Annotated in this window: 21 protein-coding genes; 7 read left to right on the top strand and 14 right to left on the bottom strand. The window is 66.9% G+C overall.

Annotated elements, in window-relative coordinates; translation table 11 throughout:
* From AC1DZY_RS25950 to AC1DZY_RS25975, 6 genes are all read right to left on the bottom strand, one after another.
* The coding region (locus AC1DZY_RS25950) for a helix-turn-helix domain-containing protein (protein ID WP_476823056.1) at positions 1-153 on the bottom strand (153 nt) is incomplete at its 3' end.
* A 205-nt stretch (positions 154-358) separates the two neighbouring features.
* Positions 359-1,339 carry an Ldh family oxidoreductase gene (locus tag AC1DZY_RS25955; RefSeq protein WP_476823038.1) on the bottom strand — a complete coding sequence of 327 codons (981 nt, stop codon included), beginning with the start codon at positions 1,337-1,339 and terminating at the stop codon, positions 359-361.
* A complete protein-coding gene (locus AC1DZY_RS25960) occupies positions 1,336-2,265 on the bottom strand; it encodes a hydroxyacid dehydrogenase (RefSeq protein WP_476823039.1) in 930 nt (309 codons plus the stop codon). Before AC1DZY_RS25960 ends, AC1DZY_RS25955 begins: the two co-directional genes overlap by 4 nt.
* 76 nt (positions 2,266-2,341) lie before the next feature.
* Positions 2,342-3,391 carry a YeiH family protein gene (locus AC1DZY_RS25965; RefSeq protein ID WP_476823040.1) on the bottom strand — a complete coding sequence of 350 codons (1,050 nt, stop codon included), beginning with the start codon at positions 3,389-3,391 and terminating at the stop codon, positions 2,342-2,344.
* An 84-nt stretch (positions 3,392-3,475) separates the two neighbouring features.
* On the bottom strand, positions 3,476-4,666 hold the full coding sequence (locus AC1DZY_RS25970) for a UxaA family hydrolase (protein WP_476823057.1): 1,191 nt from the start codon (positions 4,664-4,666) through the stop codon (positions 3,476-3,478).
* 190 nt (positions 4,667-4,856) lie between these two features.
* Positions 4,857-5,144 (bottom strand): UxaA family hydrolase, encoded by a 288-nt coding sequence (locus AC1DZY_RS25975; RefSeq protein ID WP_476823041.1) that lies wholly within the window; start codon positions 5,142-5,144, stop codon positions 4,857-4,859.
* 93 nt (positions 5,145-5,237) lie between these two features.
* Between AC1DZY_RS25975 and AC1DZY_RS25980 the strand changes: the two genes are divergently transcribed.
* The 3 genes from AC1DZY_RS25980 (at position 5,238) to ruvX (ending at position 7,672) form a co-directional block, all read left to right on the top strand.
* Positions 5,238-6,008 carry a GntR family transcriptional regulator gene (locus AC1DZY_RS25980; protein ID WP_476823042.1) on the top strand — a complete coding sequence of 257 codons (771 nt, stop codon included), beginning with the start codon at positions 5,238-5,240 and terminating at the stop codon, positions 6,006-6,008.
* Positions 6,009-6,083: 75 nt separating this feature from the next.
* Complete coding sequence (locus AC1DZY_RS25985) at positions 6,084-7,073, top strand: tripartite tricarboxylate transporter substrate-binding protein (RefSeq protein WP_476823043.1); 990 nt, start codon at positions 6,084-6,086, stop codon at positions 7,071-7,073.
* A 68-nt stretch (positions 7,074-7,141) separates the two neighbouring features.
* A complete protein-coding gene (ruvX, locus tag AC1DZY_RS25990) occupies positions 7,142-7,672 on the top strand; it encodes a Holliday junction resolvase RuvX (RefSeq protein ID WP_476823044.1) in 531 nt (176 codons plus the stop codon).
* Here ruvX and AC1DZY_RS25995 read toward each other — a convergent pair.
* On the bottom strand, positions 7,666-8,073 hold the full coding sequence (locus tag AC1DZY_RS25995; RefSeq protein ID WP_476823045.1) for a hypothetical protein: 408 nt from the start codon (positions 8,071-8,073) through the stop codon (positions 7,666-7,668). The two genes, ruvX and AC1DZY_RS25995, sit on opposite strands and share 7 nt — an antisense overlap.
* Before the next feature lie 67 nt (positions 8,074-8,140).
* The gene (locus AC1DZY_RS26000) at positions 8,141-8,605 is read right to left on the bottom strand and encodes a hypothetical protein (protein ID WP_476823046.1); all 465 of its coding nucleotides are present in this window, start codon (positions 8,603-8,605) and stop codon (positions 8,141-8,143) included.
* Positions 8,606-8,893: 288 nt separating this feature from the next.
* On the opposite strand from AC1DZY_RS26000, the gene AC1DZY_RS26005 reads away from it, so the two are divergent.
* The 3 genes from AC1DZY_RS26005 to AC1DZY_RS26015 all read left to right on the top strand — a co-directional run bounded on the left by AC1DZY_RS26005 (position 8,894) and on the right by AC1DZY_RS26015 (position 10,588).
* Entirely contained in the window at positions 8,894-9,808 is a 915-nt protein-coding gene (locus AC1DZY_RS26005; RefSeq protein WP_476823047.1) for an AEC family transporter, read from the top strand.
* 282 nt (positions 9,809-10,090) lie between these two features.
* A complete protein-coding gene (locus AC1DZY_RS26010) occupies positions 10,091-10,237 on the top strand; it encodes a hypothetical protein (RefSeq protein ID WP_476823048.1) in 147 nt (48 codons plus the stop codon).
* An 84-nt stretch (positions 10,238-10,321) separates the two neighbouring features.
* Positions 10,322-10,588 (top strand): hypothetical protein, encoded by a 267-nt coding sequence (locus AC1DZY_RS26015; protein ID WP_476823049.1) that lies wholly within the window; start codon positions 10,322-10,324, stop codon positions 10,586-10,588.
* 22 nt (positions 10,589-10,610) lie between these two features.
* Here AC1DZY_RS26015 and dprA read toward each other — a convergent pair whose 3' ends face one another.
* Genes dprA through AC1DZY_RS26040 form a run of 5 tightly spaced genes read right to left on the bottom strand, consistent with a single transcriptional unit; the run spans position 10,611 to position 15,017 of the window.
* A complete protein-coding gene (gene dprA / locus AC1DZY_RS26020) occupies positions 10,611-11,816 on the bottom strand; it encodes a DNA-processing protein DprA (RefSeq protein ID WP_476823058.1) in 1,206 nt (401 codons plus the stop codon).
* 15 nt (positions 11,817-11,831) lie between these two features.
* A complete protein-coding gene (gene plsY / locus AC1DZY_RS26025) occupies positions 11,832-12,455 on the bottom strand; it encodes a glycerol-3-phosphate 1-O-acyltransferase PlsY (protein WP_476823050.1) in 624 nt (207 codons plus the stop codon).
* Positions 12,456-12,491: 36 nt separating this feature from the next.
* Positions 12,492-13,796, bottom strand: coding sequence for a dihydroorotase (pyrC, locus tag AC1DZY_RS26030; protein WP_476823051.1), 1,305 nt, complete (start codon positions 13,794-13,796; stop codon positions 12,492-12,494).
* Complete coding sequence (locus AC1DZY_RS26035; protein ID WP_476823052.1) at positions 13,789-14,067, bottom strand: hypothetical protein; 279 nt, start codon at positions 14,065-14,067, stop codon at positions 13,789-13,791. Before AC1DZY_RS26035 ends, pyrC begins: the two co-directional genes overlap by 8 nt.
* A 5-nt stretch (positions 14,068-14,072) precedes the next feature.
* Positions 14,073-15,017: an aspartate carbamoyltransferase catalytic subunit gene (locus AC1DZY_RS26040; protein ID WP_476823053.1), complete on the bottom strand. Its 945-nt coding sequence runs from the start codon at positions 15,015-15,017 to the stop codon at positions 14,073-14,075.
* Between the two features lie 245 nt (positions 15,018-15,262).
* On the opposite strand from AC1DZY_RS26040, the gene topA reads away from it, so the two are divergent.
* The gene (gene topA, locus AC1DZY_RS26045; RefSeq protein ID WP_476823054.1) at positions 15,263-17,926 is read left to right on the top strand and encodes a type I DNA topoisomerase; all 2,664 of its coding nucleotides are present in this window, start codon (positions 15,263-15,265) and stop codon (positions 17,924-17,926) included.
* 100 nt (positions 17,927-18,026) lie between these two features.
* Here the strand turns inward: topA and AC1DZY_RS26050 are convergent.
* The coding region (locus AC1DZY_RS26050) for a methyl-accepting chemotaxis protein (protein WP_476823055.1) at positions 18,027-18,650 on the bottom strand (624 nt) is incomplete at its 5' end.

Here is an 18,650-nt window from a genome sequence, read left to right on the forward strand (position 1 = left end):
CCGGGCCGTCTTCAAACGCAAGACCCTTTGCAGCAGCTTGACCGCAAAGCTCTCGCTCACCCCGAAATGCCGGGCCGCAGCCCGACGCGAATGCCCTGCTTCGACAAAACCCACGACGCGCGCACGCAAATCATCCGAATAGCTGCGACCCATGATCCACCTCCAGAAACGGTGAATCACAAAGCAGCCCTCAAGGGAATCCCACGATTCCAGTTTTCAGTCCGACGCTCTAGCTAGGCAGACTCGGCGTCCTTCTCGGGCGAAGCGCAGCGCAGACCCGGGAATCTCCAGCAGGACAAGGCTCCGGCTTGCATCCGTCCCGAGATGCCCGGGTCAAGCCCGAGCATGACGTGATCGCTCAGCCTGCGAGCAATTCCGCCGGCATTACAATGCCTTCCGCCTTTGCCTTCGCACGCAGAGTCAGGCGGCGCGTGCCCGGCAGTCGCGTGCCGTCCTGATCCTCGATGGCATGCGCAAGCATGCGCATGCGCTCGTCGAACCAGTGCCCGCCCATGGCGTGCGGGTCGATGGCGAGGATGAGCTGGCCTGTATCGGGCGGGCCGCCCTTGTCGTCGAGGAAGGACGAGGCCTGGAAGGCGAAATGCGTGCCCACCAGCGCGGCGGCGAGAATCTCGACCATCATGGCGAGCGTCGCACCCTTGGCGTCTCCCAGCGGCACCATCGTGCCGGCGAGCGCGGCTGCGGCATCGGTCGTCGGCTTGCCCGCCGTGTCGAGCGCCCACCCCTCCGGGATGCTCTCGCCTTTCTGTTTGGCGGCGACGATCGGACCCCGCGCCACCTTCGAGAGCGCCATGTCGATGACCAGCGGCTCGCGGCCGGCGAGCGGCGCGGCAAAGGCGATCGGATTGGTGCCAAAGACCGGCTTGGCCCCGCCCCAGGGCGCGATAGCAGCCGGCGTATTGGCGAAGAGCAGCGCGACCAGTCCCTGCTCGGCCAGCCGCTCGACATGCAGGCCCGCCGCGCCGCAATGATTGGAGCGCCGGATCGGGCAGGCGATCACGCCCTGCGCGCGGGCGAGGTCGGGCAGTTCGATCACCGCGAGGTCGATCGCGGGATAGGCGAAGCCATGACGGGCGTCGATCGCGAGCACACCGGGCTTGGGGCGGCTCTCGATCGGAACCGCCTGGCCGTCGATCTTGCCGGATCTGAGCATGGCGAGGTAGGTCGGCACGCGCGACAGGCCATGGCCCTTGAGGCCGTCTGCCTCGGCCATCACGAGCGCCCAGGCGACGGAGGCGGCGTTGGCGGCCGAAGCGCCGGCGTCCACGAACAGTTCGGCGAGACGCGCCTCGGCCTGCGCGAGCGAAAGCCTGGTCATATCCGGCCCTCCAGAGCTGCCATGACGCGCTCGGCAACGAGGCCGGAGACGCGCCCGTTCGATTCGACCGTGTTCCCGGCGATATGGGGCGTCAGGATCAGGTTGGGCACGCCGGCGAAGAGCTTGCCGCTATCGCGCAGCGGCTCCTCCTCGAAGACGTCGATCGCCGCGCCGCCGAGCTTGCCGCCCTTCAGCGCCGCCACCAGCGCCACCTCGTCCATCACGCCGCCGCGCGCCGCGTTGATCAGGATCGCGTCGGGCTTCATCCGGGCAAGCGCCTCCTTGCCGATCAGGCCGCGCGTCTCCGGCGTCAGCGGCAGATGCACGCTGACCACGTCGGCGGTCGCGAGCACCGCGTCGAGATCGAGCCGCTGCGTCGTCTGCCAGGCCGGGTGATCAGAAGGGACATAAGGGTCGAAGGCGACGACGTTCATGCCGAGCAGGCGGGCGTGGTTGGCGCAGTCGCGCGCAATCGCGCCGAAGCCGATCAGGCCGAGCCGCTTGCCGGCGATCTCGCGACCGATCAGCTTGGTCTTGGGGAATTCGCCGGCCACCATCGCGGCATTGGCGAAATAGGCGCCGCGCAGCAGCACCATAGCCGTCCCGATGACGTATTCGACGACCGAGAGACTGTTGGCGCCGGTTGCCGGGAAAACCTTGATGCCGCGCGCGGTGCAAGCCTCCATGTCGATGTTGTCGAGCCCGACGCCGAGCCGACCGACCACTTTCAGCGCCTTGGCGGCAGACAGTACCGAGCCCCTCACCTGCGTCTGGTTGCGCACGATCAGCGCCGGCACGTTCGCGACGAGCTTCGCGAGTTCGTCCGGCTTCCCGAAGAGCTCGGGGTCGTGATGGACCGTGTAGCGCGCCGCCAGCATGGCGACCGCAGCCTCGTCCATGAATTCGGTGATGACGATATCAGTCATGGACCCCTGCCCGCCTATTCTGTTTCGTGGCCGCCTTTGTTTCGCGGCCGCCTCCGGCAAACTGACGAGCAAAGCGTCAGCCCAACACAAGCAACCCGCCGGTGACGACGCCGAGGATCACGAGGCTGGTCCCGGTGACCAGCACGAGATGCCGCCAGCCCAGGCGCGCCATCGCCGCGATGGAGGTGCCGAGACCCAGCGCCGCGATCGCGATCAGCAGGCCCCAGCGCGACGCTTCGAGCAAGGCCGAGCGCAGCGGCTGATAGACACCGGCCAACGCGGGCAGCGTCGACAGCACGCTGTTCAGCAGGCAAAGCAGCAGGAATGCGATGGCGAAGACCGGAACCGGCACCTTGGCGTGTTCCGTGCTCGTGCCTTCGCGCGTAAGGAACCAGCCGACCGTGAGCACAGCCGGCAGCAGCATGAAGACGCGGAAAAGCTTGACGATGACGGCGGCATTGGCGGCCTCGTCGGAGACCGACTGGCCGGCGCCGACGACCTGCGCGACATCGTGGATGGTCGCGCCCAGCATGATGCCGGTCTGGATCGGCGACAGGCCGAGCCAGGTGCAGATCAGCGGATAGGCGAGCATCGCCAGCGTCGAGAGCGCGTTCATGGCGATCACGGTGAAGGCGACGTCGGCAGCCTTACCGCGATAATCGGGCACCACGGTCGCCGTCGCGAGCGCGGCCGAGGCTCCGCAGACGGCGGTGGCGACGCCTGCGAGCGCGCCAGTGCCGGCCTCGCGGCCGAGCCAGCGCGCCAGCAAAAAGCCCGTGGCGATGGTCGCAGCCATCGACGCCACTACGAGCAGCGCCGTCGTCAGCCCCAGCGCGATGATGTCGCCGAGTGCGACCCGCAGCCCGAGCAGGCCGATAGCCCAGCGCAGCAACTTCTTGACGCAGAAGGTCATGCCCGGCTCGAAGCGGGCGGTGTTGGCGAACGGATGCAGCAGCATGCCTATGACCAGCGCGATCACCACGGAGGGGATGCCGACTGTGCTGCCGGTCGCGGCCTTGAGCATGGGCTCGGCCGCGTTCGACACAACCGCGACGACCACCGAGATGGCGATGCCGGCCAGAAGCGGACGATAGGCGTTCAGCGGGGACGACGTCGCGAGGGACAAGAGGCGCTCCGGCTCGGTCGGCCGAGTATCGATCGATGGGACAATTGGGGCGAGCGACGCCCGCCCCGGAGAATGCTGTTCTCTTTAGGCCGAACGGTAGAGCTTCGTCATCGAGAATTCGCGGTGGCCCAATGCTTCCGACGCGGTCAGCCGGCCGTTCGCGGTACGCACGATGTTCTGGATCAGCGCGTCGCCGGCCTGCGGGATGGTCATGTCGCGGCGCAGGATGCCGGACACGTCGACGTCGATATGCTCGGGCATGGTCCGCATCGTCTTGGGGTTGCCGGTGATCTTGATCACCGGGACGATCGGATTGCCGATGACGTTGCCCTGGCCCGTCGGGAAGGTGTGCACGACATAGCCGCCCGCCGCCATCAGCGTGACGCATTCCGCCGCGGCCGAAGAGGTGTCCATGTAATAGAGGCCAGGCCCCTTCGTCGGCGCTTCGGCCGGCTGCAGGATGTCGATGTATTTGCACTCGCGGCCGATCTTCTCGAGATTTCCGAGCGCCTTTTCCTCGATCGTGGTCAGGCCGCCGGCGATGTTGCCCTTGGTCGGCTGCGAATCCGAGAGGTCGTCGGTCTTGTGGGCCTCGATCACGTCGTCCTGATAGGCCTTCCACATCTTGTACCAGCGCTCGCCGACCTCGGGCGTCGCCGCGCGCGCCTTGCAGAGATGCTCGGCGCCGGTGATCTCCGAGGTCTCGCCGAAGACGCCATAGACGCCGCGCGGGATCCATTTGTCGTACATGTTGCCGACGGTCGGGCAGGACGAGAGGCCCGTCGTGGTGTCGGATTCACCGCATTTGGTCGAGACCCAGAGTTCCTCGATGCCGCATTTCTCACGTGTCAGCTCAGTCGACCACTGCACGAACTCCTTGGCGACATAGGAGGCCTTCGCGATCGTCGCGATGTCGCCATGGCCTTCGATGCCGAAGCCGACGACAGGCTTGCCGGTCGCGGCGATGCCGTCGACGACGCGCTTGGTCCAGCCATCCTCGATGCCGATGACGACGACGGCGGCGACGTTGGGGTTCGAGCCCGTGCCGATCAGCGTGCGGAAATGGATGTCGAGGTCTTCGCCGAACTGGAGGCGGCCATAGGCGTGGGGGATCGCCAGCGTGCCCTTGATGTTGTTGGCGACAGCCTCGCAGGCCGCGTTCGAGAGATCGTCGAGCGGCAGCAGGAGGACGTGGTTGCGCACGCCGACGCGACCGTTCTCGCGACGCCAGCCATGGAACGCGTCGAGGCTGCGGCCGCTCGGGCGCTTGACCATCGGGGCCTTGAATTCGGGCGCCTCGATCTTGCGGCCCTTGATGCGTCCGAGCTTGCCCTTCACGAGATCGAAATTGGCGACGATCGACATGGCGTTTCCTTCGTTACGTTGCGGGCTCGACCGTTTCAGGGAGCCCTTGGGTGATTCTTTTGAGGCTCTTGCGCGGGTTTGCTGAACCCGCGCGTCAGGCTCACCAGCGCTTGGTCTTGGCGTTGTGGACATGCAGGTGCTCGCCCTGCTTGACGTCAGCCTTGGCCACGCCGATGTCCTGGCCATATTTCCAGAGCGTGTCGCCCTTCTTGATGTCCTTGAGCGCGACCTTGTGGCCGATCGGAATGTCCATCTTCGAGGTCAGGCGGAAATCCGAATTGTCATGGGTGATCACGCCCAGCATGTCCGTACCGGCCTTCAGACCCTCGACGACGACGACGCCGACGGTGTCCTTTTTCTCGTGAACCAACAGATGCGGCTTGCTCATTGCTGACCTCCTCCGGCGCGGCGGCCTCGACGGGATGTGTGAAAAATCAGGCTCGACCTTCGTCTGGCTCAGTCTTATATAAGACATATGAGTGTGCACAAGCTGGAAAATGCAAGGGAGCGTTCGGGGCACCGTGACGCCGTCGAGGCGGCCGAGCCCCTCGGCTTCCGTCCGCTCTATCGTCAGGTGAAGGCGATCTTCGTGCGCCGCCTCGTCGACGGCGCCTGGGCGCCGGGCGAAGGCCTGCCGAGCGAAGGGCAACTCGCCGCCGAGATCGGCGTCAGCCAGGGCACGGTGCGCAAGGCCCTGGATGAACTGGCAGCCGAAAACCTGCTGGTGCGCCGGCAGGGCCGCGGCACCTTCGTCGCCGAGCATGACGAGCGCCGCATCCTGTTCCAGTTCTTCAAGCTGGTGCCCGATGACGGTGTCGCCCGCTTTCCCGAGAGCACGGTCCTCGATATCGTGATCGGCCGAGCCGATGCCGACGAGGCCGCCGCGCTCGACCTCACCGCCGAGGACAGCGTCATCCGGATCAGGCGGCTGCGCGCGCTCGATGCCGCGCCGTTGATTCTGGAGACGCTCAGCCTGCCACAGCGCGTTTTTCCGAGACTTGAGGACGGGCCGATCCCAAACAACCTCTACAGCCTCTACGCCTCGCGCTACGGCGTCACCGTCGCCAATGCGCGCGAGCGGCTCAAGGCTGTGGTGTTGAACGCCGAGGACGCCGCCCTGCTCGCCGTCGCGCCCGCGACGCCTGCGCTGCAGATCGACCGCATCGCGCTCTCGCTCGACGGGTCGCCGGTCGAGCGACGGCTGAGCCTTTGCCTGACGCAGGAGGCGCATTACCTGTCCGACCTGCGCTGAGGCTCCGGCCCCAGACCTGATCTCCCATCCAAGCCGACAAAGAGCGGCGCTTTCAACGCAACCCGGAGGAACCCCATGCCTGCAAAAACCACACGCCGCCTTGCGCTCGCCGGACTGATGGCGCTGGGGCTTTCGACGCCAGCTCTCGCGCAAGCCTACCCGACCAAGCCGATCTCGATCATCGTCTCCTTCGCCGCCGGCGGACCGAGCGACGTCATCGCCCGTCTCCTGGGCGAGCAGATGGGCAAGACGCTGGGCCAGCCGGTGCTGGTCGAGAACATCGCCGGCGCGGGCGGCACGGCTGGGGCAAGACGTCTCGCCGCCGCCGACCCGGATGGCCACACGCTGCTGATCCACCACCTCGCTCTGGCGGCCGCACCGGCGCTTTACGGCAATCTCAGCTACAATACCAAGACCGACTTCGCGCCGATCGGCCTGGTCAATACCGGGCCAATGGTGGTCGCGAGCAAGCTCGCTTTGCCCGCAACCGACGCGAAGAGCTTCTTCGCCTACGCCAAGGCCAATGCCGACAAGCTGACCATCGCCCATGCCGGCGTCGGCTCGAACGCACATCTTTGCGCCGTGCTGCTGTCGCAGGCGCTCGGCGTCAAATTCACGCAGGTCGCCTATCGCGGCACCGGCCCTGCCATGAACGATCTCGTCGGCGGACAGATCGACATGCTCTGCGACCAGTCGACCTCGGCTGTGCCGCAGATCGAGGGCGAGAAGATCCGCGCTTATGCCGTCACCTCGAAGGACCGGCTCGACATCCTGCCGAAAACGCCGACCGCGATCGAATCGGGCACCAATCTGGAGATGACGATCTGGCACGGGCTCTATGCGCCGAAGGGCACGCCGGTCGCGGTGCTGGACAAGCTTAACTCTGCGCTGCGCGAGGCGCTGAAGCAGCCGGCCATCGTCGAGAAGTTCAAAGGCTTCGGCACCAGCGTCTTTCCGGAGGCGGAATGGACCCGCGAGGCGCATGAGAAGCTCTTCCTTGCCGAGATCGACAAATGGGCGGTCTCGCTGAAGGCTGCAGGCGTGACGCCGCAGAACGTCAACTGAGCCAGGCCCACCCGAGAACGGTTCACGCGTCGCTCGCCTGACAGGGCGGCGCGTGCTACCGCCGGCCCATGTCAGCCAATCTCGTGCCGCTGGAAGCGTTTCTCGAACTGCCGGACCATGCCCGGCTGCTCGGGCTCGATCTCGGCACCAAGACGATCGGGCTCGCGCTGTCGGATCTCGAGCGCCAGATCGCGACGCCGCTCGAGACGATCAGGCGAATCAAGTTCGGGCTCGACGTGGCAGCCTTGCTGAAGATCGCCGACAAGCATGCCGTCGCCGGCCTCGTGATGGGCCTGCCGCTCAACATGGATGGGACGGAGGGGCCGCGCGTACAGTCGACGCGGGCCTTCGTGCGCAATCTCGCCGGGCTGACGAAGCTGCCGGTGGTGTTCTGGGACGAACGGATGTCGACCATGGCGGTGACGCGGACGCTGCTCGACGCCGACGCCTCGCGCGCGAGGCGCGCCGAGGTCGTCGACAAGATGGCGGCCGCCTACATCCTTCAAGGCGCGCTCGACCGGCTGATGCGGATGGAGCCCGCGGCGCCGGACGACGATTGGCCCGACGGGGATTCGGCGGACCGGCCCTGTGGCTACTGAGGCACGTAGCCGCGTTTGATCGCCTTCTTCTGCGCCTCTCGCTGATTCTTGATGGCACGCTTCTGGTCTTCGAGGCTCATGCCGGCGAGCGGATTGTTGCCGCGCGCTGCACCGGGACGAGCGCCCTGCGGCTGACCCTGTCCCTGGCCATAGCCGCGACCATCGCCTTGATACCCGCCGCGACCCTGACGGCTGTCATAGTCGCCACGCCGGTCGGACCCGCGCCTGTCATAGTCGTCGCGGCGTTCGGAGCGATCCCGCCGCTCATAGCGGTCACGACGTTCGTACTCGGGATCGCGGTCGTAGCCGCGATAGTACTGCGCCGAGGCTGTGCCGATCAGGCCACACGCCGAGAGGGCAAGGCCAAGGCTCGCGCCCGCCAGCTTCCGATAGAACGACATCTGTTTCCCCCAGACTTTTTCGAGCCGCCGTCCCCGCCTCGGAATGAGTCGGGGACGGCGTTTTTCTTCAGCGACCGCCGCGCGACGGATCGGTCGTTCCGTTACGCGAGCGATAGCGCGAATCGTAGCCGCCACGATAGTACGGCGCGCCGTCATAGTACTGATAGCGCGGCGCGTAGATGGGCGCCTCGTAGACGGGCTCCGGCTCGTAGTAGACTGGACGACGCGGGCCGTAATAGGCATAGCCCTCGTCATAGGCGCCGTAAGGCTCGGCATAGGCCGGGCGGCTGGACGCGATGGCAGCCGCACCGAGCACGCCGAGGCCGACCGCGCCGGCGATCGCCGCACCGCGTCCGCCACTCCATCCGCGACGATGGCCGCGATAATAGCTGTAGTCCGCAGAGGCGGCGTCGAGACGCTTGCTGTCGACCTTCACGGCATGCTCGCCCGCCAAGGCAGGGGCAGCAAGACCGGCGCTGGCGAGCCCGAAAGCTGTGAGCCCCACGACGACGATGTTCCTCTTGGAAGCCATGACTGAATCTCCTGAGGTGATGAGCACCAGACAACGCTGAGGTTGCGCCGGACTCGTTGAATGCGGCCTGAACCAATCGCGGCAGCATTGCGGCGGCTGCAGGCCGTTGCGCATCCGCTGCTCTTGTCCAGGCCGAAGCGTCATGACAGGAGGATTGATCCTCCGCCGGGACGCGCTTGCTCCCAACAACCGCCGCAGAGACCGCTTGTTCCGGCCGGGTCAGTTCGCGCCGGATGCGTCCAGCAGGCAAAGGCCCGTGCAAGACAAGCCAAGAGACAAGCCAGCCCCATGATCAACAGCCTTGTTGCCGTCTTTCTGGTGATCGCCACGGGCTGGGGATTGAAAGCAACCGACCTCGTCTCGGCCTCGCACTGGAGCGGCGTCGAGCGCCTGACATATCAGGTGCTGTTCCCCGCCGTCGTCGTCCACACGCTCGCTGTCGCCGATCTCGGCCGCCTGCCGGTCCTGGCGATGGGCTTGAGCCTCGTGCTGACGATCCTGTGCGTGGCGGCGCTGCTGCTGCTCGCGCGGTCGCTGCTCGCGCGACTTGGCGTCGATGGCCCCGCCTTCACCTCGATTTTCCAGGGCTCCGTGCGCTGGAACACGTTCGTCGCGCTGGCGCTGGCGGCCGGCCTGCTCGGGCGCGACGGCGCCACCATGATGGCGATCGCCATCGCCTCGATGATCCCGCTGCTCAATGTGATGTGCGTGCTCGTGCTGGCGCGCTTCGCCGGCGGCCGGCCGATGAGCGCGGGCGCCACCGTGCGCTCGATCGCGCTCAATCCGTTCATCTGGTCGTCGGCGCTCGGCCTCCTCCTGAACCAGTTGCAATGGATGCTGCCGGTGGCGCTCGCGACCTATGCCGACATTCTCGGCCGGGCGGCGCTCGGGGTCGGCCTCCTCGTCGTCGGCGCAGGCCTCGATCTGCACAAGCTCGCCCGGCCCCGCCTCGCCCACTGGCTCGCGATCGGCGTCAAGCTCGTGGTCATGCCCGTACTGGCCTGGACGCTGGCGCGACAGTTCGGCGTGTCGGGGCCGGCGCTGACGATGACGGTGGTCGCCGCCGCCGTTCCGACGGCAACGGCAGCCTATTTCCTGGCGCGGGACCTTGGCGGCGACGCCCCGCTGATGGCCGAGATCACGACGATGCAGACCCTGCTGGCGCTTGGCACCTTGCCTCTGGCGGTCCTGTTTCTGACCTGACCGGCGTCGGGTGACGGCCGGGCCGCCCGAACTTGTTTGTGCACGCTATGATTGCAATTTTAATCAAGCTGGAGAATATTGGCGACGCATTTCCGGCGCGTGACATTTTCCGCGCCGATGCCGGAGCCAGCGTCAATGATATCGCGAGGACGAGGCCAATCCACGGAATCAGGGTCGATCACACGGATACACCCCGGACCTGACGTACTTCCCCACCGTTCGCCAGTCAGGCCGATCGCCAACCGCGGCCGCCAGTCGGTGCGGCCGGAGATGCAACTTGAAGTGGCGTTGTACATCGAGAGCATCAGCGCGGAACTCCGCCTCATGGCGAAATCGGCCGAACTTGAAGCGCTCGCCTATTTCCTCGAAATGGCGCGCCTCGAAGCCTCGATCCAGGTCGATGGCCGCGCGCCTTCGCTCGTGAAGTGACGATTATCGGAAAGCGAGTATCGTGAGCTTTTATTAAACTATAGGTTGTATATCTCGCTTCATGCACTTCAGGGAGGCGCGACCATGACGGGTACCGTCGGAACGGATTTCAAGAACTTCACGCCGCATGGCCTGATCGCGCGCGACGGCGACTTGGCGGGCGCGCAGATTGATCGCTGTATCGCCCAGCATCGCCAGCTCCAGTTCGAGGTCGCGCACTATATCGAATTGCTGCTCGGCGAACTCGGCGTCATGGCGCGCGCCGCGGACCTCAAGCATCTGCTCTACTTTCTGGAGATGACCCGCCAGGAGGCCGGCGACCAGGCCCGGCGCTGCCAACCAGAGCGCTGAAACCGCGCAGCGCCAGCTCCGGTCAACGCGGAATGCGACTCAGCAATCCACCGGGCTGGCGCAACACCTCGCCATCGAGTTCCAGTTCCAGCAGCATCCGACTGACATCGCGAGCCGGCCGGCCGCTGGCGCGCACGAGATCGTCGATTGGAACCGGCGTCGCACCGAGCAGGTCAAGCAATGCGGCGCGGATATCCTGGCTCTCCGGCGGCGAAGCCTGATCCAGCCAGGCAGTCTCCGTGGGAAGTCGAGCCTGCGGAGCCGGTTCGACGCCCGGCAGGTCGAGTTCGTCCCACAATGTCTGGGGGGAGGCCTCGCCCGCGCCATCGCGCATCACGCCGTTATTCGCACCGAAGCCGCCGTGATCGGACCGAAGCAGCGGCGTCAGCGCCTCGATGACATGCGCGGCCTCGGCGACCAGCGTCGCGCCCTCGCGAATCAGATGGTTGCCGCCCTCGGCGCGCGGATCGAGCGGCGAGCCCGGAACCGCGAACACCTGCCGGCCCTGCTCGTTGGCGAAGCGCGCCGTGATCAGCGAGCCGGATTTGCGCGCCGCCTCGACCACGACGGTGCCGAGCGCAAGCCCGGAGACGAGCCGGTTGCGGCGCGGGAAATCGCGCCCGCGTGGCGCCCAGCCGAGCGGCATCTCGCTGACGGCCGCCCCCTGCTCCAGCAGGCGTTGCAGCAACGGGACGTTCTGCGGCGGATAAATCTGGTCGAGACCACCCGCCAGCACCGCGACCGTTCCAGTCGCAAGGCTTGCTTCATGGGCCGCCGTGTCGATGCCGCGCGCGAGACCGGAGACCACGACGAAGCCCGCATCGCCGAGATCGCGCGCCAGTCGCGTCGTGAACTTCTGACCGGCGGCGGACGCGTTGCGCGAACCCACCAGCGCAACGCAGGGGCGCAGCAGCGCCTCGGCCGCGCCGATGACCGCCAGCAGAGGCGGCGCCGTATCGATGGCCTGAAGCGGACCGGGATAAGCGGCTTCGCCGAGTGCGATCAGCCTGCCGCCGAGCCGATGGAGCCCGGCGATCTCGCGCTCGGCCTCGTCCGTGGTGCAAAGCCTCACGGAGCGTCCGGCCTGGCGCGACAGATCCGGCAAGGCGTCGAGCGCGGGGCCCGCGCCGCCGAAGCGGTTCATCAGCGAGCGGAAGGTGCGCGGACCGATGCTTTCGCTGCGGATAAGACGCAACCAGTCGAGGCGCTGGCGATCGGTGAGGACGATGCCGGCCATGCCCGCTCAGTCCTTCTGGCCGATCTTGCCTTCGCGACCGCCGAGCAGACGGGCGATATTCTCGCGATGCATGAACCAGAGCAGGACCGCGAGGGCCGCCATCAGCAGGGCGGCCTTGTGATCGCCGACCCAGAACCAGAGCAGCAACGGCGTCAACACACTGGCGACCAGCGCCGAAACCGAGGAGTAGCGGCTGAGATAGGCGATGCTGAGCCAGACGGCTGCAAAGACCAGAGCGATCGAGAACTTCAGGCCAATCAGCACGCCAAGATAAGTTGCGACACCCTTCCCGCCCCTGAAATTGAGCCAGACCGGGAAGACGTGGCCAAGGAAGGCGCCAAGCCCGGCCACGAGGGCAGCCTCCCGGCCGCCGACCAGATGCATGCCGGCGAGCACGGCTGCCGTGCCCTTCAGCATGTCGCCGATCAGGGTCAGGGCGGCGAGCTTCTTGTTGCCGGTGCGCAGGACATTGGTCGCGCCAATATTGCCGGACCCGATGCTGCGCAGATCGGGACCGCCGCTCAGCTTCGTCAGCACGATGCCGAAGGGGATCGAACCGAGCAGATAGCCGATGACGAGCGCAGCAGCGAAGGCGGGCCATGACAGGCCCCAATTCATCAACTCCGGCATGCAGCCTCTCTCGCCCCGATCCGATCGCGAGGCAGCCTAGCCGGGTTGCGCCTCATAGACCACTCGCCCGCCGACCAGCGTCATCTGGACGATGCCCTCGAGCCGTGCCTCGTCGAAGGGCGAGTTCTTGGCCCGGGATTTGAGCTTGCGCTTGTCGACGACATAGGGCGCGTCCTGATCGAGCAGCATCAGGTCGGCCGGCGCGCCGACGGCGATCCTGCCGCAGGACAGGCCCAGCAGGGCGGCCGGCCGCGTCGAGAGGCAGGCCAGCAGCGAGACAAGGTCGATCTGTCCGGCCTGCACCATCCTGAGCGAGGCCGAAAGCAGCGTCTCGATGCCGAGCGCCCCGTCGGCGGCCTCGGCGAATGGCTGGCGCTTGGTCTCGACATCCTGGGGGTCGTGGTCGGATACGACGACGTCGATCACGCCCTCGGCGAGGCCGGCGACCATGGCGAGCCGCTCATCCTCATGGCGCAGCGGCGGCGAGACCTTGCAGAAGGTCCGGTACTCGCCGACGTCGTTTTCGTTCAACGTCAGATTGTTGATCGAGACGCCGCAGGTCATCGCCAGGCCCGAGGCCTTGGCGCGGCGCACCAGCTCGACCGATTCGGCGCATGAGATCATCGCCGCGTGGTAGCGCGCGCCGGTCGCGCGGGCGAGGCGGATGTCGCGCTCCAGCATCACCGTCTCGGCCTCAGTCGGGATGCCGGGCATGCCCTTGCGGCTGGCGAATTCGCCTTCGTTCATCACGCCCGATCCGCGCAGATCGGGATCCTCGACATGGTTCATGATCAGCGCGTCGAAATCGCGGGCATAGATCATGGCGCGGCGCATCACCTGCGGATTGCGCAGCGCCTTCGCACCGTCGCTGAAGGCGACTGCGCCAGCCTCCAGCAGCAGGCCGAATTCGGTGATCTCGCGGCCGAGAATGCCCTTGGTCAGAGCGGCCGCCGGCAGGACGTTGACGATCGCCTTGTCGCGGGCGCGGCGCTTGATGAAATCGATGATCGCGGGATCGTCGATCGGCGGATCGGTGTCGGGCCGGCAGACGACGGTGGTGACGCCGCCGGCCGCGGCTGCCTGCGAGCCCGTGGCCAGCGTCTCCCGGAACTCCGCGCCGGGTTCGCCGAGGAAGGCGCGCAGATCGACCAGACCCGGCGCCACCACCAGCCCCTTCGCATCGATGCGCCGCACACCCTGCCCCGGCGCGGGCGAGGCCGCGCCCCAGGCGATGTCGGCGATCGTCCCGTCGCGCAGCAGGAGCGAGCCGCGCTCGTCGCGGCCGGTCGCCGGATCGACCAGCCGTGCATTGACGATCGCGATGTCCTGAAGCTCAGCCATGGTCGGTTCCGCTCTTGGCTTCAGGGCCGTTGACAGGTGTTGGAGTCTGCACTTCGCCGGGCTTCTTCCGGCGCGCGAAGACGTGGCTCCAGAACGCGACCAGCCCCCAGAACAGCACGCACAAGGCCGCGCCGGCGATCACGATGAACCAGGTCCAGCCCGAGCGCGGATCGGCGTAGAGGAAGCCTGCGGAGATGACCAGATACAACCCGACGAAGACGAATCGCGCCCGTCGCATCAGTCGCAGCAGCAGGGCCAGGACGACGTCCACCGGGCTCAGCCATTCGGCAGGTGCTGGGCGAGCGCGTCCAGCACGGCCATGCGGACCGCCACGCCCATCTCGACCTGCTCGCGGATCAGGGATTGCGCGCCATCGGCGACCTCCGACGAAATCTCGACGCCGCGATTCATCGGGCCGGGATGCATCACGAGCGCGCCGGGCTCGGCAAGATCGAGCTTCTCACGGTCGAGCCCGAAATAGCGGAAATACTCCTTCGGCGAGGGCACGAACGCGCCGTGCATACGCTCGAGCTGCAAGCGCAGCATCATCACGATGTCAGCGCCTTCCAGTCCCTTCTTCATGTCGGTGAAGACAGCGACGCCCATGCGCTCGATGCCGGCCGGCAGCAAGGTCGACGGCGCGATCAAGCGGACCTTTGCGCCGAGCGCGTTGAGCAGGATGATGTTGGAGCGGGCGACCCGCGAGTGTACGATATCGCCGCAGATCGCGACGGTCAGGCCCGCGATCCGGCCCTTGTTGCGGCGGATGGTCAGCGCATCGAGCAGCGCCTGCGTCGGGTGCTCATGGGCGCCGTCGCCGGCGTTGACGACGGAACAATCGACCTTGCGCGCCAGCAGGTTGACCGCGCCGGCCGCATGATGGCGCACCACGAGGATGTCGGGCCGCATCGCATTCAGGGTCGCGGCCGTGTCGATCAGCGTCTCGCCCTTCTTCACCGAGGAAGACGCGACCGACATGTTCATGACATCCGCGCCGAGCCGCTTGCCGGCAAGCTCGAAGGAGGCCTGCGTCCGGGTCGAGGGCTCGAAGAACAGATTGATCTGGGTGCGCCCACGCAAGGTCGCGGTCTTCTTCTCGACCTGGCGGGAGAGCGCGACATAGTCGTCGGCGCGGTCCAGCAGCGCCTCGATGTCCAGATGCGACAATCCCTCGATGCCGAGGAGATGGCGGTGCGGATAAAGCGGTGCTGGCGATGTCATTTGAAGATGGGTGTGTAGGCGCAGAGCGTGGCGCGCGCAAGGCGGCGTAAGACAGCTTCCCAGCAGGCCGTGCGACCGTCCTCTGTTGAATTCGCGCAGCAGACGCCATTTGACAGCACTGTGGCGCTCCACCACTTTCGCGCGCCAATCCGAGCCGCTATCACCACGCGCTGCGCCGAAGCTCGGCCGGGCCGGCACGCCCCGTGCCGCCCGGTCCTTCGCCATTTTTGAGACTGATCCGCCCCATGAAGCTCCTCGTCGTCGAGTCGCCGGCCAAGGCCAAGACGATCAACAAATATCTTGGCTCCGATTACGAGGTCATCGCCTCGTTCGGGCATATCCGCGACTTGCCCGCCAAGGACGGGTCGGTGGAGCCCGACAACGACTTCGCGATGAAATGGGAAATCGAGGGCCGCGGCGCAAAGCAGGTCGCCGAGATCGTCAAGGCGCTTAAAGGCGCCGACAAGCTGATTCTCGCAACCGACCCCGACCGCGAGGGCGAGGCGATCTCCTGGCATGTGCTGGAGGCGCTGAACGCCAAGCGCGCCCTGAAGGGCATTCCGGTCGAGCGCGTCACCTTCAACGCGGTCACCAAGGACGCGGTCCAGAAGGCGCTGGCCAATCCGCGCCAGGTCGACCAGGCCTTGGTCGATGCTTATCTGGCGCGGCGCGCGCTCGACTATCTCGTCGGTTTCACACTCTCGCCGGTGCTCTGGCGCAAGCTGCCGGGCGCGCGCTCGGCCGGCCGCGTCCAGTCGGTCGCGCTGCGCATCGTCTGCGACCGCGAACGCGAGATCGAAGCCTTCCGGGCACGCGAATACTGGTCGCTGGTGGCGACATTGGCGACGGCCGCCGGCGGCGTCTTCGAGGCGCGGCTGACCGGCGCCGACGGCAAGAAGATCACCAGGCTCGACATCGGCACCGGCGCAGAAGCACACGCCTTCAGGGCGGCGCTGGAGACGGCGGCGTTCTCCGTGGCCGAGGTCGAAGCCAAGCCGGTCAAGCGCCACCCCTACCCGCCCTTCCAGACCTCGACGCTGCAGCAGGAGGCCTCGCGAAAGCTCGGGCTGGCCCCGGCGCGCACCATGCAGCTGGCGCAGCGGCTCTATGAAGGCGTCGACATCGGCGGCGAGACGGTCGGTCTCATCACCTATATGCGAACCGACGGCGTCGACATGGACCCCTCGGCCATCTCCGCTGCCCGCACCGTCATCGGCAAGGAGTTCGGCGAGAAATATGTCCCCGGCGTGCCGCGCAAATACACGGTCAAGGCCAAGAATGCGCAGGAGGCTCATGAGGCGATCCGCCCGACCGATCTCGGCCGGCTTCCGGCCATGGTCGCGCGCCATCTCGAACCCGAGCAGGCCAGGCTCTACGAGCTGATCTGGAAGCGCACCATCGCGAGCCAGATGGAATCGGCCTCGCTGGAGCGCACGACCGTCGATATCGCCGCGACCGTCGCCGGCCGGAACCTCGAACTGCGCGCCACTGGCCAGGTCACCCTCTTCGACGGCTTCCTGACGCTCTATCAGGAGAGCCGCGACGACGAGGAAGACGAGGACTCCAAGAAGCTCCCGGCGATGAAGGCAGGCGACGCGCTCGAAAAGCGCGAGATCACCGCCGACCAGCATTTCACCGAGCCGCCGCCGCGCTATTCGGAGGCGAGCCTCGTCAAGCGCATGGAAGAACTCGGCATCGGGCGGCCCTCGACCTATGCCGCGACGCTCTCGACGCTGCGCGACCGCGAATATGTCCGCATCGACAAGAAGCGCCTCGTACCCGAGGACAAGGGCATGCTGGTGACGGCGTTCCTGGAGAGCTTCTTCAAGCGTTATGTCGAGTTCGACTTTACCGCGAACCTCGAAGAGAAGCTCGACCGCGTCTCCAATGCCGAGATCGACTGGAAGGCGCTGCTGCGCGAATTCTGGGAAGAGTTCACGAAGTCGATCGGCGACACCAAGGATTTGCGCGTCACCGAGGTGCTCGAGGCGCTGAACGGGGTGCTCGGCGAGCATGTCTTCCCGGCGCGCGAGGATGGCGGCGATCCGCGCTCGTGCCAGGTCTGCGGCACTGGGACGCTGTCACTCAAGCTCGGCAAGTTCGGCGCCTTCGTCGGCTGTTCCAACTATCCCGAATGCCGCTACACGCGGCCTCTCACCGTCTCAGCGGCCGATGGCGAAGCGACGGCCGAGGGCGGCCAGGGCGCGCCGGGCGTACGCGTCCTCGGCAAGGACCCGATCACGGATCAGGACGTGACGCTGCGCGACGGGCGTTTCGGCCCTTATCTCCAGCTCGGCGAAGGTGAAAAGCCCAAGCGCCAGAGCCTGCCTAAGGGCATGAGCCCGGCCTCTGTCGATCTCGACAAGGCGCTGGCGCTGCTCTCCCTGCCCAAGGAGGTCGCCAAACACCCCGAGAGCGGCGAGCCGATCCTGGTCGGCATCGGCCGCTATGGGCCTTACGTCCAGCACGGCAAGACCTACGCCAATATCGACAAGGGCGACGATGTGCTCGAACTCGGCGGCAACCGCGCCATCGATCTGATCGTCGCCAAGGAAAGCGGCGGCGGCGGACGGCGTTTCGGCGCGGCGGCCGTGCCGGGGCGCGATCTCGGCGAGCATCCGACAGGCGGCAAACTCGTCGTGCGGGCCGGCAAATACGGGCCTTACGTCAACTGGGGCAAGGTCAACGCGACATTGCCGAAGGCGATGACGCAGGAGGCGATCACGCTCGAACAGGCGGTCGAACTGGTCAATGCCAAGTCCGAGGCCAGCGGCGTCAAGGGTCCGGGCAAGGGTGGCGGGAAAGCTACCGCGAAGGCCAAGGCCCCGGCAAAAAAGGCTGCCGCCAAATCCAAATCGGCGGCAAAGCCCAAGGCCGCAGCCAAGCCGAAGGCAGCCGCCAAGGGCTGAACGCCGGCCGTCGCTCAGGCATCAAAAAGATAAGGCCACCCTCGCGGGTGGCCTTTTGTCGTCGGGTGCATGCGGCTTTTGCAGCAGACGGCCCCTGTTCTCAGAACTCTTCCCATCCTGCGTCGGAGGCGCGGGCGTTGACGGCCTTCCTGGCGGGGGCGGGTCGTGCCGGGGCCGGCGCGGCCTTGGTCTGGGCGAAGGCGGCCTCGGCGAGCTTGCGCAGGCGCTCGGGCTCGCCGGCGGTGCGGTCCGTGGCGCGCTGCGGGGGTGGGGCATAGGGCGTGCGCGCTGCGGCGTGGCCCTGGCCCGACTCCGGTCCGGTGCGGAACGCGGCGACGAGGTCGTTGAGCTGGCCGATCTTGCCAGACAGCGAGCCGGCCGAGGCCGCGCTCTGTTCGGCCAGCGCCGCGTTCTGCTGCGTCATCTCGTCGAGATGGGCGACAGCCTGGCTCATCTCGTCGATGCCGTTGGCCTGCTCGCCCGACGCCGCCGAAATGTCGGCGATGGTGGCCGCGACCTTCTGTGACGCCGAGAGAATCTGCGTCAGCGCATCGCCCGCCTGCCGCACCAGCCTGACGCCGCCCGTCACCTCGGCGTTGCTCGACGAGATCAGGCCGGAGATGTCCTTGGCCGCCGCCGACGAACGCTGCGCCAGCGTGCGCACCTCGCTTGCGACGACCGCAAAACCCTTGCCGGCGTCGCCGGCACGCGCAGCCTCGACCGC

The sequence above is a fragment of the Allobosea sp. P2_A10 genome, from assembly GCF_056405115.1.